Source organism: Actinosynnema sp. NPDC049800 (genome assembly GCF_040656635.1).
In the GTDB taxonomy this organism is placed as follows: Bacteria; Actinomycetota; Actinomycetes; order Mycobacteriales; family Pseudonocardiaceae; genus Actinosynnema.
Map to the genome: position 1 here is coordinate 102835 of NZ_JBFAMT010000003.1, position 14749 is coordinate 117583.

The 14749-nt window shown below is 72.3% G+C and carries 12 protein-coding genes and 2 riboswitches; of the genes, 3 read left to right on the plus strand and 9 right to left on the minus strand.

Features of this window, described 5'->3' with window-relative positions; all coding sequences use genetic code 11:
* Window positions 1-79: 79 nt before the first annotated feature.
* From glyA to AB0I91_RS05795, 8 genes are all read right to left on the minus strand, one after another.
* Entirely contained in the window at window positions 80-1345 is a 1266-nt protein-coding gene (glyA, locus tag AB0I91_RS05760) for a serine hydroxymethyltransferase (protein ID WP_499635479.1), read from the minus strand.
* A 14-nt stretch (window positions 1346-1359) separates the two neighbouring features.
* On the minus strand, window positions 1360-2460 hold the full coding sequence (gene gcvT / locus AB0I91_RS05765) for a glycine cleavage system aminomethyltransferase GcvT (RefSeq protein WP_499607507.1): 1101 nt from the start codon (window positions 2458-2460) through the stop codon (window positions 1360-1362).
* 128 nt (window positions 2461-2588) lie between these two features.
* A riboswitch (glycine riboswitch) is annotated at window positions 2589-2684 on the minus strand.
* A 1-nt stretch (window position 2685) separates the two neighbouring features.
* Window positions 2686-2773, minus strand: a riboswitch (glycine riboswitch).
* 63 nt (window positions 2774-2836) lie between these two features.
* On the minus strand, window positions 2837-3139 hold the full coding sequence (locus AB0I91_RS05770; protein ID WP_498782955.1) for a DUF3817 domain-containing protein: 303 nt from the start codon (window positions 3137-3139) through the stop codon (window positions 2837-2839).
* Window positions 3140-3153: 14 nt separating this feature from the next.
* Window positions 3154-3552 (minus strand): hypothetical protein, encoded by a 399-nt coding sequence (locus tag AB0I91_RS05775; RefSeq protein WP_498782954.1) that lies wholly within the window; start codon window positions 3550-3552, stop codon window positions 3154-3156.
* Between the two features lie 110 nt (window positions 3553-3662).
* Window positions 3663-4151: a helix-turn-helix transcriptional regulator gene (locus AB0I91_RS05780; RefSeq protein ID WP_123746208.1), complete on the minus strand. Its 489-nt coding sequence runs from the start codon at window positions 4149-4151 to the stop codon at window positions 3663-3665.
* A gap of 202 nt (window positions 4152-4353) precedes the next feature.
* On the minus strand, window positions 4354-4515 hold the full coding sequence (locus AB0I91_RS05785) for a hypothetical protein (protein WP_181319924.1): 162 nt from the start codon (window positions 4513-4515) through the stop codon (window positions 4354-4356).
* A gap of 416 nt (window positions 4516-4931) precedes the next feature.
* Window positions 4932-6056 (minus strand): CaiB/BaiF CoA transferase family protein, encoded by a 1125-nt coding sequence (locus AB0I91_RS05790; RefSeq protein WP_499635482.1) that lies wholly within the window; start codon window positions 6054-6056, stop codon window positions 4932-4934.
* The gene (locus AB0I91_RS05795; protein ID WP_498782950.1) at window positions 6056-7204 is read right to left on the minus strand and encodes an acyl-CoA dehydrogenase family protein; all 1149 of its coding nucleotides are present in this window, start codon (window positions 7202-7204) and stop codon (window positions 6056-6058) included. Before AB0I91_RS05795 ends, AB0I91_RS05790 begins: the two co-directional genes overlap by 1 nt.
* A gap of 237 nt (window positions 7205-7441) precedes the next feature.
* Here AB0I91_RS05795 and AB0I91_RS05800 point away from each other — a divergent pair, with 237 nt between their 5' ends.
* From AB0I91_RS05800 to AB0I91_RS05810, 3 genes are read left to right on the plus strand one after another with little or no spacing between them, the layout of a single operon-like run.
* Entirely contained in the window at window positions 7442-7894 is a 453-nt protein-coding gene (locus AB0I91_RS05800) for a GNAT family N-acetyltransferase (RefSeq protein WP_499607499.1), read from the plus strand.
* 56 nt (window positions 7895-7950) lie between these two features.
* Entirely contained in the window at window positions 7951-9153 is a 1203-nt protein-coding gene (locus AB0I91_RS05805) for an acetyl-CoA C-acetyltransferase (RefSeq protein ID WP_498782947.1), read from the plus strand.
* Window positions 9153-11216, plus strand: coding sequence for a 3-hydroxyacyl-CoA dehydrogenase NAD-binding domain-containing protein (locus AB0I91_RS05810; RefSeq protein ID WP_498782945.1), 2064 nt, complete (start codon window positions 9153-9155; stop codon window positions 11214-11216). Before AB0I91_RS05805 ends, AB0I91_RS05810 begins: the two co-directional genes overlap by 1 nt.
* Before the next feature lie 48 nt (window positions 11217-11264).
* On the opposite strand, the gene AB0I91_RS05815 is transcribed toward AB0I91_RS05810, so the two are convergent.
* Complete coding sequence (locus AB0I91_RS05815) at window positions 11265-14648, minus strand: phosphodiester glycosidase family protein (RefSeq protein WP_499635485.1); 3384 nt, start codon at window positions 14646-14648, stop codon at window positions 11265-11267.
* Window positions 14649-14749: the final 101 nt, after the last annotated feature.

The following is a 14749-nucleotide window of genomic DNA, read 5'->3' on the forward strand; positions in this document are numbered from 1 at the left end:
GGTGCCTCTTTCGGTTGTCCCGTACGCGGGTTGCGCACGGGACAACCTCCAGTAAGCGCGAGCTATTTCGTGTCGTCGTTCACAGGGACGGGTACAGCGGGTGCTTGGCGGCCAGCACCTCGACCCGCGCCCGCAGCTCGGCCAGGTCCGGCGACGGCTGCAACGCCGCCGCGATGATCTCCGCCACCTCGGTGAAGTCGGCCGAGCCGAAACCGCGCGTGGCCAGCGCCGGCGTGCCGATGCGCAGGCCGGAGGTCACCATCGGCGGCCGCGGGTCGTTCGGCACCGCGTTGCGGTTGACCGTGATGCCCACCTCGTGCAGCCGGTCCTCGGCCTGCTTGCCGTCCAGTTCGGACGCCACCAGGTCCACCAGCACGAGGTGCACGTCCGTGCCGCCGGTGAGCACCTTCACACCGGCCGCCGCCGCGTCGGCCTGCGACAGGCGCTCGGCGAGGATCTTCGCGCCCTCGACCGTGCGCCGCTGGCGGTCGGCGAACTCGGGCGACGCGGCGTGCTTGAACGCCACCGCCTTGCCCGCGATCACGTGCTCCAGCGGGCCGCCCTGCTGACCCGGGAACACCGCCGAGTTGATCTTCTTCGCCAGGTCGGCCTCGTTGGTCAGGATCACGCCGCCGCGCGGGCCGCCGAGCGTCTTGTGCGTGGTCGTGGTCACGACGTGCGCGTGCGGCACGGGGCTCGGGTGCAGGCCCGCCGCCACGAGGCCGGCGAAGTGCGCCATGTCCACCATCAGGTAGGCGTCCACCGAGTCGGCGATCCGGCGGAACTCGGCGAAGTCCAGCTGGCGCGGGTACGCCGACCAGCCGGCCACGATCAGCTTCGGCCGGTGCTCGGTCGCCAGCCGCTCCACCTCGGCCATGTCGACGCGGCCGTCGGCCTCCGACACGTGGTAGGGCACCACGTTGTAGAGCTTGCCGGAGAAGTTGATCCGCATGCCGTGCGTGAGGTGGCCGCCGTGCGCGAGGTCCAGGCCCAGGATCGTGTCGCCCGGCTGGAGCAGGGCGAACATCGCGCACGCGTTGGCCTGCGCGCCCGAGTGCGGCTGCACGTTCGCGAAACCGGCGCCGAACAGCTCCTTCACCCGCTCGATCGCCAGCCGCTCGATCACGTCGACGTGCTCGCAGCCGCCGTAGTAGCGCCGGCCGGGGTAGCCCTCGGCGTACTTGTTCGTCAGCACCGACCCCTGCGCCTGGAGCACCGACACCGGCGTGAAGTTCTCCGAGGCGATCATCTCCAGCGTGCTCTGCTGCCGGTGCAGCTCGGCGGCGACGGCGTTCGCGACCTCCGGGTCGAACTCCGCGAGGGAGGTGGTGAAGTGCTCGGACATGTGTGGGGTCTCCCTTACGAGGTGCGCTTGTAGAAGGGCAGTGCGACGACTTCGACCGGCTCGTGCTTGCCGCGGACGTCCACCGACAGCCGGGTGCCGGGCTCGGTGTTGCCGACGGCCACGTACGCCATCGCCACCGAGTAGCCCAGGGTCGGCGACAACGCGCCGCTGGTCACCTCGCCGATCCGGGCGCCCGAGGCGTCCAGCACGGGGTAGCCGTGCCGCGGCGCGCGGCGCGAGGCGGTCTTCAGGCCGACCAGGACCTCCTCGACGCCCCGCTCGGCGACGGCGGCCAGCGCGTCGCGGCCGACGAAGTCGCCCGGCTTGTCCAGCTTCACCACGCGGCCGAGGTTCGCCTGGAACGGCGTGCGGTCGCGGCCGAGCTCGTTGCCGTACAGCGGCATGCCCGCCTCCAGCCGCAGCGTGTCGCGGCAGCCGAGGCCGGCGGGCTTGAGGTCGTGCGGCGCGCCCGCCTCCAGCAGGGCCCGCCAGACGTGCGCGGCGTCGTCCGGCGCGACGAACAGCTCGAAGCCGTCCTCGCCGGTGTAGCCGGTGCGGGCCAGCAGCACGGGCTTGCCCGCGACCTCGGTCGGGTACGACGCGTAGTACTTCACCGCGGCCAGGTCGGTCGACGTGAGGCCGGCGAGGATGGCGGTGGCCTTCGGGCCCTGCACGGCGAGCAGCGCGTAGTCGGTCGACTTGTCCGCGACCACCGCGTCGAAGCCCTTCGCCCGCTCGACCAGGGCCTCGTGCACGACGGCGGCGTTCGAGGCGTTGGCGACGACGAGGTACTCCTCATCACCCGTGCGGTACACGATCAGGTCGTCGATGACGCCACCGTCGGCCTCGCAGATCATCGTGTACCGGGCGCGGCCGACGCCGATCGCGGACGCGTGGCCGACCAGGGCGTGGTCGAGCGCGGCGCCCGCCTCCGGGCCGGTGAGCAGGATCTCACCCATGTGGGTCAGGTCGAACAGGCCCGCCGACGTGCGCACCGCGTGGTGCTCGGCCAGCTCGCTGTCGTAGCGCAGCGGCATCCGCCAGCCCGCGAAGTCGGTGAACATGGCGCCCAGCGCCTCGTGTTCGGCGTGCAGGGGCGTGCGGCGGCTTTCCATCAGGCGGGCCCTCCCTGGGTGCGGACCTGCCGATGGGCCGACCGGTCGGGTCGACGGGCGGGCACGTCCGAGCGATTCACGAGCGAAAGGATGACACGGTCCACCGGAGACTCCTCGTCGAGTGAGCCTCCCCCTCTGCCATGAGCCTGAGAGCTTCACCACCCGGTGGGGGCGGCTTGCACCGTGGGCGAGGCGCACCGGGGTGCGCCTGCTTTCCAGAGTTGCCTTCGTCGCGCGGTACCTGTGCCTGAGAGATTCCGGGGAGGAGTTGCTCCTTCGGCGCCCCGCTGGGGGACTCTCCCGCGCGACATCGACGGCCGTGTTCAGTTGGTACCGCCAGACGCTAGGGGTGCCCGGCGGGCGGGGTCAACCCCGGTCACAGGCTCTTCTCGGCCCGGACGCTCTCGACCACCTTGCGCTCGGCGTAGAACGACACGAACGGGATCGTGCCCGCGAGCAGCACCAGCACCGTGCCCTTGATCGACCAGCGGGCCTTGAGCGCGAGGTCGACGGTGAGCACCAGGTAGACCGCGTAGAGGAAGCCGTGCACCGGGCCGACGACCTGCATCATGCCCTCGCTGTCGCCCGCGTACTTGGCGATCATCGCGACCACGAGCAGCAGCAGGCCGACACCGACCACGTAAGCCATGAACCGGAACCTGGTCAACGCGCCGCTCATCGCCCTACCTTCGCTCACCGCTGGTCCCGCGCGTTGAGTTCGGCGAGCATGCGGTTGTAGGCCGCGAGCTCTTCGTCCTCGTCGTCCCGCACGGGCGCTCTGACGGGCTCAACGGTAACTACCGGCCGCGGCGGCGCGGCCACCGGCTCCGGCGCGGCCTCGGCGGCGGCGTCCGCCGTCCCGGCGGCGGCCTCGGCCTTGCGGCGGGCGTCCAGCCTGCGGATGCGCCACACCATGAACGCGGGGAAGAGGCCGAACAGCGGCCACTGGAACACGTAGCCGAGGTTCTGGAACGTGCCACCGGCCTCGGAGAACCGCTCCCACTGCCAGTAGGCCAGGCCGCAGCACACGACCAGCGACGCCAGGCAGACGGCCGCGATGGCCAGGCGCTGGGGGGTGATGAGGCCTCGCACGCCTCAAGAGTACTTCGTGCGTCGCACGAGGCTGGGGCTCCCCGCACGGGAGCCCGCACCTCGACGGCAAGGGCTCCTCGACCGCAGGAGCCCGCCCCGACTCGTCGGACCTAGGCCACGCCGTCCCGGCGTTGCCTCTGCAACCTGGCCACGCACCAGGCCGCCGCACTACCCCGACGCAGGTGCTGGAGCACCGTCATCGGGCCGAGGCGACGACCGAGGTCGGCGGGCGAGAGCCCGGCCGCCCGGTAGTCCAGAGCGCGCTGGTCCAACGGGCTGATGCCCGCGTCCCACCACTGCTCCGCCTCGGACAGGTCGCCGACCAGCTGCCAGTAGCTGGCGGCCGCGGCGAGCAGGGGCTCGGGCACCTCGGGCGCCCGCTTCCGCATCGCCGCCACGTACGCCGGATCCGCGGACTCGACCTTCACCAGGCCGCGGGGACCGCCATTCGCCCGCTGCACCGGGATCCCCGGCGCGGACGGCGGGGCTTCCGCGAGCCACGCGTCCTTGATCCGGTTCACCTCCTGCAGCTCGGCGTCGTCCGAGCGCTCAGCCGCCCACTGCCGCAACAGCTCGTCGACTCCGGAGTCCTCGACCATTCTGCCTCCTCATCGGTCGAAGATCAGCCAATGCGACGCACCGTATTAGCGGGTACCGACAACCGCTAGACCCTGGTTTGTCTAAAACCCTGTTACCAGGGCGTTATAGCCCTCATTCCACCCGTACGGTGCAACGTTCGGGGCGCATAGTCACCGATCGTGACCGCATTGAGCGGGAGTACGCGGGGTTACCGCGGGACCTCTAGGCGAACAGGCTGCGGACGAAGGTGATGATCGACTCGGCGCCGGACTGGAGCCACCCGAGCGCGGTCCTCACCGCCTCGGCGGACTCGTTCGGCTGGGTGATCAGGAGGAACAGCACCAGCGCGACCGCCGCCAGCGTCACCACCTTCTTGACGTTCACTGATCGGTCTCCGTCCGTGTCACTGGGCAGGGCGGCCGAGCGCCGCTCCGGTCGTGTCAACGGCCATGGTCCCTCATTCACCCGGATGATGACGATCGAACCCGCCGCCATCCCTCGACCGGTCGCACGAACACCACGCAACCACGCCTGGGTCGCCCGGAGAGTCACCCGAACGGACGATCAAGGGGACCGGTGGTCCCGCCGATCACCAAGGTACGGGCGCTCGCCCACCCCCCTGGCACGGACACCGAGGTTCTTCAGACACTGCCACCTCTGCACAGCCCATCACCTGATTGCGCCGACGCACGCACCGAGCGTGACAAAGGCCGCTCGCGGCTGCCACTCATTTCCGGTACCCCTTCAGGTGATTTCCCTTGCCTTTTTCCGGCCCGATCGGGTCCGCGCCCGCGGGTCCGTCACCCGATCACGCCGGACCGCCGGAGCCCGGCGATCTCGTCCTCGCCCAGCCCCAGCCCGGCCAGCACCTCGACCGTGTGCTCGCCGACGGCGGGCGGCGGACCGGGCGTGGCCGCGGGCGTCCGCCCGAACCGCGGCGCGGGCGCGGGCTGCGCCACCCCGTCCACCTCGACGAACGTCCCCCGCTCGGCGTTGTGCCCGTGCTTCGGCGCCTCACCGGGCGCCAGCACGGGCGCGAGGCACGCGTCGGTGCCCTCGGCGAGCGCGGCCCACTCGTCCCTGGTCCGGGTCGCCACCGCCGCGGCGATGCGGGCCCGCAGCTCCGGCCAGTTCGCCGGGTCGTGCCGCCCGGGCAGCCCGGCGTCGGCGAGCCCGAGCACGACCAGCAGCTCGGCGTAGAACTTCTCCTCCAGCGCCCCGATGCCGACGAACCGGCCGTCGGCCGCCTCGTACACGTCGTAGAACGGCGCGCCGCCGTCGAGCAGGTTCGTCCCGCGCGCGCCCGACCAGGCGCCCACCGACGACATCCCGTGCAGGAACGTGGTCAGCAGCGCCGCGCCGTCGACCATGGCCGCGTCCACCACCTGCCCCCGCCCGGACCGCTCCCGCTCGTACAGCGCGGCCAGCACGCCGAGCGCCAGCAGCAGCCCGCCACCGCCGAAGTCGCCGACGACGTTGAGCGGCACGGTCGGCGGCGCGCCCGCCCGGCCGATCGGCTCCAGCGCGCCCGCCACCGCGATGTAGTTGATGTCGTGCCCGGCGCGGTCGGCCAGCGGCCCGTCCTGGCCCCAGCCGGTCATCCGCCCGTAGACCAGGCGCGGGTTGCGGGCCAGGCACTGCGCCGGGCCGATGCCCAGCCGTTCGGTCACGCCCGGCCGGAAGCCCTCGACCAGCACGTCCGACTCCGCGACCAGGCGCAGCACCAGCTCGGCGCCCTCGGGTCGGCGCACGTCCACCCCGATCGAGCGCCGGCCGCGGCCGAGCAGGGGCACCTCCGTGCCGCCGCCGACGCGGTCCACCCGGACCACGGACGCACCGAGGTCGGCCAGCACCATGCAGCCGAACGGGGCGGGCGCAAGGCCCGCCAGCTCGACGACCTTCAACCCCTCCAGCGGCCCCGGCACTAGAGCGACCTCGCGATGATTTCCTTCATGATCTCGTTCGTCCCGCCGTAGATCTTCTGCACGCGCGCGTCCGCCCACGCGCGCGCGATCGGGTACTCGGCCATGTAGCCGTAGCCGCCGAACAGCTGCACGCACTCGTCCACGACCTGGCACAGCCGTTCGGTGGCCCACCACTTGGCCATCGCCGCGGTGGGCACGTCGAGGCGGCCCGCCAAGTGCTCCTGCACGCACTCGTCCACGAAAGCCCTGGTCACGCGGGCCTCGGTGGCGCACTCGGCGAGCTTGAACCGGGTGTTCTGGAACTTGATCAGCTCCCGTCCGAACGCCGTGCGGTCCTTGACGTAGGCGAGCGTGAGGTCGACCGCCGCCTCGATGCCCGCGACCGACGCCACCGCGATGATCAGCCGCTCCTGGGGCAGCTGCTGCATCAGCTGGATGAACCCCTGGCCCTCGCCGGTGCCGAGCAGGTTCGCCGCGGGCACGCGGACGTCGTCGAAGAACAGCTCGGCGGTGTCCTGGCCGTGCATCCCGATCTTGTCCAGCACCCGGCCGCGGCGGAAGCCCGACGCCTGCGCGGTCTCCACGACCAGCAGCGAGATGCCCGTCGCGCCCTGGCTGGGGTCGGTCTTGGCGACCACGACCACCAGGTCGGCCTGCGCGCCGTTGGTGATGAACGTCTTCGAGCCCGACAGCACGTACTCGTCACCGCGCCGCAGCGCCCGCGTCTTGATGTTCTGCAGGTCGGAGCCGCCGCCGGGCTCGGACATGGCGATCGCGCCGACGTACTCGCCGGAGGCCATCTTCGGCAGCCAGCGCAGCTTCTGCTCCTCGGTGCCGTAGGCGTTGAGGTAGTGGGCGACGATCCCGCTGTGCACGCTGTTGCCCCACGCGGTGTCGCCGCACCGGGCCTGCTCCTCCAGCAGCACGGCCTCGTGCGCGAACGTGCCGCCGCCACCGCCGTACTCCTCGGGGATGGACAGGCAGAGCAGGCCAACCTCGCCGGCCTGGCGCCAGAAGTCCCGGTCCACCTGCTTCTGCGCGGCCCAGCGCTCCTGGTTCGGGACCGCTTCCCTCTCGAAGAACGTGCGGGCCAGCTTGCGCAACTGGTCCAGGTCCTCGGTCATCCATGCGGAACGGCGAGTCGGCATGCCTCGACGGTCCCACCGGCCGGCCCGCGCCGCCATGACCGCAGCGCGCTGCGTGGGGGTTGATCGTGAGCGCAAAAGTCAGTGTTGGATGGCCGCTGCTCCGCAGACGGCGGGCGAGGTCGCCGGGAAGTCGACCGTTCGCGTCCTGATTCCCGACGATCGAAAAGCGTGATCGCCGGGAATGAGAACGCGAACGATCGACGCGACCTCGCGGGGGGTTGGCGGGACACTGGGGGTATGCGACTGCGGCGGCTCGGGCCCGAGGACTGGGCGACCTGGCGTGACATCCGGTTGACCGCGCTGAGCAGCGATCCCGGGGAGTTCGGCTCCACGTTGGCGCTGGAGCGGACGTTCGACGAGAAGCGGTGGCGCGAGCTGGTGACGCCCGGGCGCGGGGTGAAGGTCGTCGCCGAGGACCCGGAGCCGATCGGGCTCGTCGCCGGGGTGCCGCACGAAGTCGACCCGGACGTGTTGTACCTGTACTCCATGTGGGTCATGCCGGAGTTCCGGCGGCGCGGCGTCGGCGCGGCGTTGATCGCCGACGTGCTGGCGTGGGCGCGTGAGCACGGGTGGGCGCGGGTGCAGCTGCGCGTGTTCCAGGACAACGAGACCGCCCGGCGGCTGTACGCGCGGCTGGGGTTCGTCGGCGAGGGCGAGATCATGGACTACCCGCTCACGCCGGTGAGCTAATAAGTCACCTCGGGAGGTCATGGGCAACCGCCGGCGTGCTCCCTACCGTGGGGTGCATGAGCGAAGCCTTGATCTTCGACGCGGTGCGCACACCGCGTGGCCGGGGAAAGCGCGGTTCGCTGCACAGCGTCAAGCCGATCACCCTCGCCTCCGGGGTGCTCGCGGCGCTGGCGCGGCGCAACGACCTGGACACCTCCGCCGTGGACGACGTGGTGTTCGGCGTCGTGTCGCCGGTCGGCGAGCAGGGCGCGGACATCGCCCGCACGGCGGTGCTGGCGGCCGGGTGGGACCTGCGGCCCGCCGGCGTGCAGCTCAACCGGTTCTGCGCGTCGGGCCTGGAGTCGGTGAACCTGGCCGCGGCCAAGGTCGCGTCCGGGTTCGAGGACCTGGTGGTGGCGGGCGGCGTCGAGTCGATGTCGCGGGTGCCGATGGGCTCGGACGGCGGCGCGTGGATGGCCGACCCGGAGACCAACATGGCGACCAACTTCGTGCCGCAGGGCGTGAGCGCGGACCTCATCGCCACGCTGGAGGGCTTCACCCGCGAGGACGTGGACGCCTTCGCGCTGCGCTCGCAGCAGCGGGCCACGCTGGCGCGCGACAAGGGCTACTTCGACCGGTCGCTGGTGGCCGTGGTCGACCAGAACGGCTCGGTCGTGCTCGACCACGACGAGGCGATCCGCCCGGAGACCACGCTGGACGGGCTCGGCAAGCTCAAGCCGAGCTTCGCGTTCCACGGCGACCTGGGCTTCGACGCCGTCGCCATCGACCGCTACCCGACCGTGGAGCGCATCGACCACGTCCACACGCCGGGCAACTCGTCGCAGATCGTGGACGGCGCGGCGGCGATGCTGATCGGCAACGCCCGCACCGGGCAGGAGCTGGGCCTCACGCCCCGCGCGCGGATCATCGCGACGGCGGTCGTCGGCTCCGAGCCCACGATCATGCTGACCGGCCCGGCGCCGGCCGCGCGCAAGGCGCTGGACAAGGCCAGGCTGACCGTCGAGGACATCGACCTGTTCGAGATCAACGAGGCGTTCTCGTCGGTGGTGCTGAAGTTCCAGCGGGAGCTGGACCTGCCCGACGACAAGGTCAACGTCAACGGCGGCGCGATCGCCATGGGCCACCCGCTCGGCGCGACCGGCTGCATGATCCTCGGCACCCTGCTCGACGAGCTGGAGCGCCGGGACCTGCGACGGGGTCTGGCCACGCTGTGCGTGGGCGGCGGCATGGGCATCGCGACGATCATCGAGAGGGTCTGATGGCTATCCACTTCGAGCGGGACGACGAGGGCGTCGTCACCCTCACGATGGACATGTCCGGCTCGGCGAACGTGATGAACGCCGAGTACCACAAGGACATGGGCGACGCGGTCGCGCGGCTGGAGGCGGAGCGCGACGACATCACCGGCGTGGTGCTGACGTCGGCCAAGAAGACGTTCTTCGCCGGTGGCGACCTGAACGTGCTGATCCGGATCACGCCCGAGAACGCGGCCGAGGCGCTCGGGTTCCTGGAGGAGATCAAGGGCCAGCTGCGGCGGTTGGAGCTGCTGGGCAAGCCGGTCGTCGCGGCGATCAACGGCAGCGCGCTGGGCGGCGGCCTGGAGATCGCGCTGGCGTGCCACCACCGGGTGGTCCTGGACGACGACAAGATCAAGCTCGGACTGCCCGAGGCGACCCTGGGCCTGCTGCCCGGCGGTGGCGGCGTGACCCGGATGGTGCGGCTGCTGGGCGTGCAGCCGGCGTTGCCGCTGCTGATGGAGGGCAAGCAGCTGCGGCCGGCGCGGGCGTTGCAGGCCGGGATCGTGCACGAGCTGGCGTCCTCGCCCGAGGAGCTGATCGCCAAGGCGCGGGCGTGGATCAAGGAGAACCCGGCGCCGCAGCAGCCGTGGGACCGGCCGGGGTACACCGTGCCGGACGTGCGGGTCGGCGACCCGAACCTGTACGGGCTGCTGGCCGCCGCGCCCGCCGTGCTGCGGAAGAAGACGCACGGCGTGTACCCGGCGCCGGAGAAGGTCCTGGCCGCCGCGGTCGAGGGCGCGCTGGTGGACTTCGACACGGCGCTCAAGGTCGAGGCCCGGTACTTCGTGGAGCTGGCCGCGGGTCAGGTCTCCAAGAACATGATCAACACGTTCTGGTTCCAGCTCAACGAGATCAACGCGGGCGGGTCGCGGCCGGCCGGGGTCGAGCGGTCGAAGGTGGCCAAGGTCGGCGTGCTCGGCGCGGGCATGATGGGCGCGGGCATCGCCGAGGTCACGGCCAAGGCCGGGATCGAGGTCGTGCTGAAGGACGTGACGCTGGAGGCGGCGCGGCGCGGCGCCGGTGACACGCCGGGCATCACGCCGACCGACTCCGACGCCGACCTGGCGGGCTGCGACCTCGTGATCGAGGCGGTGTTCGAGAACCGCGAGCTGAAGAACAAGGTGCTGCCGGCGGCGGAGGCCTCCGCGCTGCCCGACGCGGTGATCGCGTCGAACACCTCCACGTTGCCGATCACCGGGTTGGCGTCGGCGGTGGGCGATCCGTCGCGGTTCATCGGGCTGCACTTCTTCTCGCCGGTGCCGAAGATGCGGCTGGTGGAGATCATCCGCGGGGAGAAGACGTCGGACGAGACGTTGGCGCGGGCGTTCGACTACGTGCTGCGGATCGGGAAGACGCCGATCGTGGTGAACGACAGCCGGGGCTTCTACACGTCGCGGACGTTCGGCACGTACGTCACCGAGGCGGTGTCGATGGTGGCGGAGGGCGTGTCGCCGGCGCTGATCGAGAACGTGGCTCGCCGCGCGGGCATGGCGGTGGGTCCGCTGGCGGTGTCCGACGAGGTCACGTTGACGTTGCAGCTGAAGATCCGCGACCAGACGTTGGCCGACGACCCGGCGGTGGCGGGCGCCCTGGGCGATCACCCGGCGTTCCGCGTGCTGGAGGAGCTGGTCGCGGAGGGGCGCACGGGCAAGTCCGGCGGTGCGGGGTTCTACGAGTACCCCGAGGGCGGGAAGAAGTTCCTGTGGCCGGGCCTGGCGCGGTACGCGCGGGCCGACGCGGGCGTGACGGAGCAGGACGTCGAGGACCGGTTGCTGTTCATCCAGTCGTTGGAGACGGTGCGGTGCCTGGACGAGGGCGTGCTGACGTCGGTCGGTGACGCGAACGTGGGCAGCGTGTTCGGGTTCGGCTTCGCGCCGTGGAGCGGCGGCACCCTCCAGTTCGTCAACTCCTACGGGTTGACGGAGTTCGTGGAGCGCGCGGACTACCTGGCCGACACCTACGGCGAGCGCTTCCGCCCACCGGCCTCGCTGCGCGACCGCGCCACCCGCGGCGAGAAGTTCTGACCGGGAACAGGCCCCTGGGCAACGATCCCAGGGGCCTGTCGCCGCGGGTCAGGCGGTGGCGCGGCCCCGTTCGGGGAACGCCGTGGCCACCTCGGCGCGTTGGGTCACGCCGTTGACGGTGACGGCGACGGTCACCTGGCCGGGGCGCAGCGCGGTCAGGGCGCCGGTGTCGGGGTCGAGCCACGCGACGTGCCACGGGCGCAGGCCGGAGGCCTGGCCGAGGTGCAGGTTCGGTGAGCCGGACCAGTCCGCCGTCACCGGGTAGGCGACCGGGACTCGGCGGGAACCCTGGGTGATCGACGCGCTCACCTCGGTCGGGCTGCCGATGCGGGTGGTGGGCTCGGCGGTCAGGGTCAGGCCGTCCACGTGCGGGCGGATCTCGGCGGCCAGCCAGGTGTCGCCGCGCCGCGGGTCGACGCCCAGCATGGTCCAGCCGGTGAAGCCGCCCCGGCCCGCCTCGCCCGCGGGCGCCTTGCCCGAGTTGCCGTTGACCAGGTACGGCACGCCGTCCACCCGCGAGGCGTGGAACAGCCCCACGTGCGCCCCGATGAACGCCGCGCCCTTCCCGGTGTCACGCCGGAACGCCGCCAGCCAGTCCTCGACCACGTCGGCCTCCATCCGGTCGGACAGCTGGCTGCCCTTGGTCGGCGTCGGGTCGCGCGGCGGGTGGTGCTCCATCACCACGACGGAGTCCACCGAACCGTGGTCGCGCAACGCGTCGCGCAGCATCACGGCCTGGTCGAACCCACCGCCGCGCACCGTCCCGGTCGACGAGTCCAGCAGCACGAACCGCGTGCCCTTGTGGTCGAACACCCGGCTGGTCGACCCGAACTCGCGCCGGAAGTTGTCGATCGTGCCCGGACCCATGATCTCGTGGTTGCCCGGCACGTAGTACCAGGGCAGCTCGTCGCCCAGCTCCTCGGTCAGCACCCGACGCGCCAACGTCAGGTCCGCGGGCGACGCCTCGTCCACGAAGTCGCCGTTGACCACCACGAAGTCCGGCCGCTGCGCCTTGATCTCCCGCAACGTCCGCCGCGCCGCGCGCACCAGCTCGCTGTCCGGGTTGCGCGCCACGAACTGCGCGTCCGACATCACCGCGAACCGCCACGGCCGGTCGGCCACCGTGCCGTCCTGCACCACGAACCGGTCGGCCGGCTCGTCCACCACCGGCAGGTCCACCGCGGGCGGCACCTTGGCCACGATGTCGTCCACGAGCACCTCGCCGGTGTACTGCCGGTCCGCCTTGGTCTCGATCGTGTAGAACCTGTTCACCCGCAACGGGAACGCGAGCCCCGACGGCACCGGCACCTCAAGGTGGCGCCACCCCGTCCAGGTGATGTACGGCCCGTAGAGCGACCGGCTGAGCCCCGAGGAGTCGGTGACGGTGAACGCCGTCCACTCACCGCGACCGTGCCCGTAGACCCACGCGCCCAACGCCAGCGGCTGCCCCGGCACCTCGATCGGCTTCGGCGGGATCGCGTAGGCCGTCCGCGTGCCGGTGGACTTCGAGAAGTCGTACGTCATCCGCAGCCCGGCCCCGGTGCGCCCCTCGGCCACCGGCGCGACCGAGCCGGAGCCCCGCGCCGACCCGAACGTCCACGCCGCGCCGTCGTCGAAACCGGCGATCAGCCGCTCCTCCAGCCCCACGGTCACGGGCACGCGCACCACGTGCGACCCGACCCGCGCGACGACCGTCGTGGCACCCGGCTTCAGCGCGGTGACCCGCAGCGAGCCGTCGGCGCCCGGCGCGACGCCGATCACCGAGCGGTCGTAGTCCAGCGACACGTCCGCGGGCTCGACCGGCGCGGTGAACCCGTCGCCGTCCCGCCCGACCACGCCGAACCCGCTCGTCCCACCCACCTCGGGCAGGCTCAGCCGGCTCGTGGTCGCCGACAGCCCGGCCAACGCGCCCAGCACGGTCAGCTCCACCTCGCCGGTCACGCCGCCGCGTTGCGCCACGGCCGTCGTCGTGCCGGGCCGGCGCGCGTGGAACACGCCGTCGTCGTCCACCCGTCCCACGTCGGCGCGCGCCGTCCGCCACCGGTGCTCGTCGTCCCGCGCCGGGCCGTACGTCTCGTCGTGCCCGTCGGCCACCAGCCGCCGGGTCAGGCCGGGGAACACGCGCTCCGGGTGACCGCCCGGCACGGTGTCCGACCCCGGCGCGGCCCGCGGGTCGATCGCCGTGCGCACCCAGAAGCCCGTGAGCTGCCCGCTGCCGGTCGGCGCGTAGAGCGCGAGCCCGTTCGGCACGGGCCGCTCGCCGCCGTCGGACGGCGTGTTCTCCACCGTCACGGTCTCCGCACCGGGCGTGCGTGCCACCAGGGTGGACGAGCCGCCGCCGTCGAGGTTGAGCGCGTTGTGCGCGCCCATCTCCTTCAGGATCGCGGCCACGTCCTGGAGGTTCAACCCGAGCAGGTAGGCGCCCTGGCGGCCGTCCACGGTGAGCAGGAACATCTTCTTGCCGTCCGCCGAGAAGCCGACCGCCGTGCGCGGGTGCAGCGGATCGGTGGGCGCGACGACCTCGCCGTCCTCGAGCAGCAACTGGTTCCCGCCGATCGCGGCGCGCAACGCGCTGCCGTCGTCGGCCTTCGTCGTGTGCTCGACGGCGACCCGCTCCCCCACGGCCAGCCTCGCGAGCGCGTCGGCGCCCGCCTCCCGGCCGACGAGCACCTGGCCGTCGGCGGGCACGGGGTCGTCACCCGCCCGGTCGCGCCGTTCGGCGACCACGCCCGCGCGCACCACGACCTCGGTCACGCGGGTGGCGCCCTGCACGGCCCGCGCCCGGCTGTAGGAACCCCAGATCGGGTCGAACAGCCCCACGCCGCCGGGCTCGACGGCGGCGCTGTTGAGCTGGTCCAGCCCGATGGACGTGCCGTCCGCGCGGGTGATCTTCCCGTCGAAGAACACCTCCATCACCCGGCCGACGCCCGCGGCGTCGAAGCCGACCGCGCGGCGGTGCCCGGCGACGGGCGACTTGACCGTGCGGCCGTCCTGGACGCCGACGCCGCGCGGCGCGTTGGAGTTGTTGATGTCGAAGAAGTCGCCGTTGACGGCGGCGACCGCGCGGGTCCGGTTCGCCTGCGCGGACAGCGGTTCGGCGGCGGCGACCTGCCCGGGGTGCAGGTAGTCGACCTTCGTCCCGGCGGTGAGGTCGACGGTGAGCGCGTCGCCGCGGATCCACCCGCCCGCGCCGCCCGGCTCGTACCAGTCGAACGAGCTCAGCGACACGCCCGGCGCGACCGGCCGGGTGGTGCTGGCGGTCTCGATGCGGCGGGCGGGGTCGACCGCGGGCGCGACGGCGACGCCCGGCAGGTCGACGACGGACGGCGAGGGAGGAGCGGTCGGCGGGTCGGCGTGGGCCGCGGGCGTGGCCGCCGCCAGTGCGAGGACCAGCGACGCGGCCAGGGCGGCGGAGCGAGGGCGAGGGAACACGGGCACTCCCGCAGGGATGGGTGAGGAACTTACGCGATGTAAGTTCACCGTGTTGACGATTCGCCGGACACGGCCGTTCGGCCGCAGTTGACGACCCGATC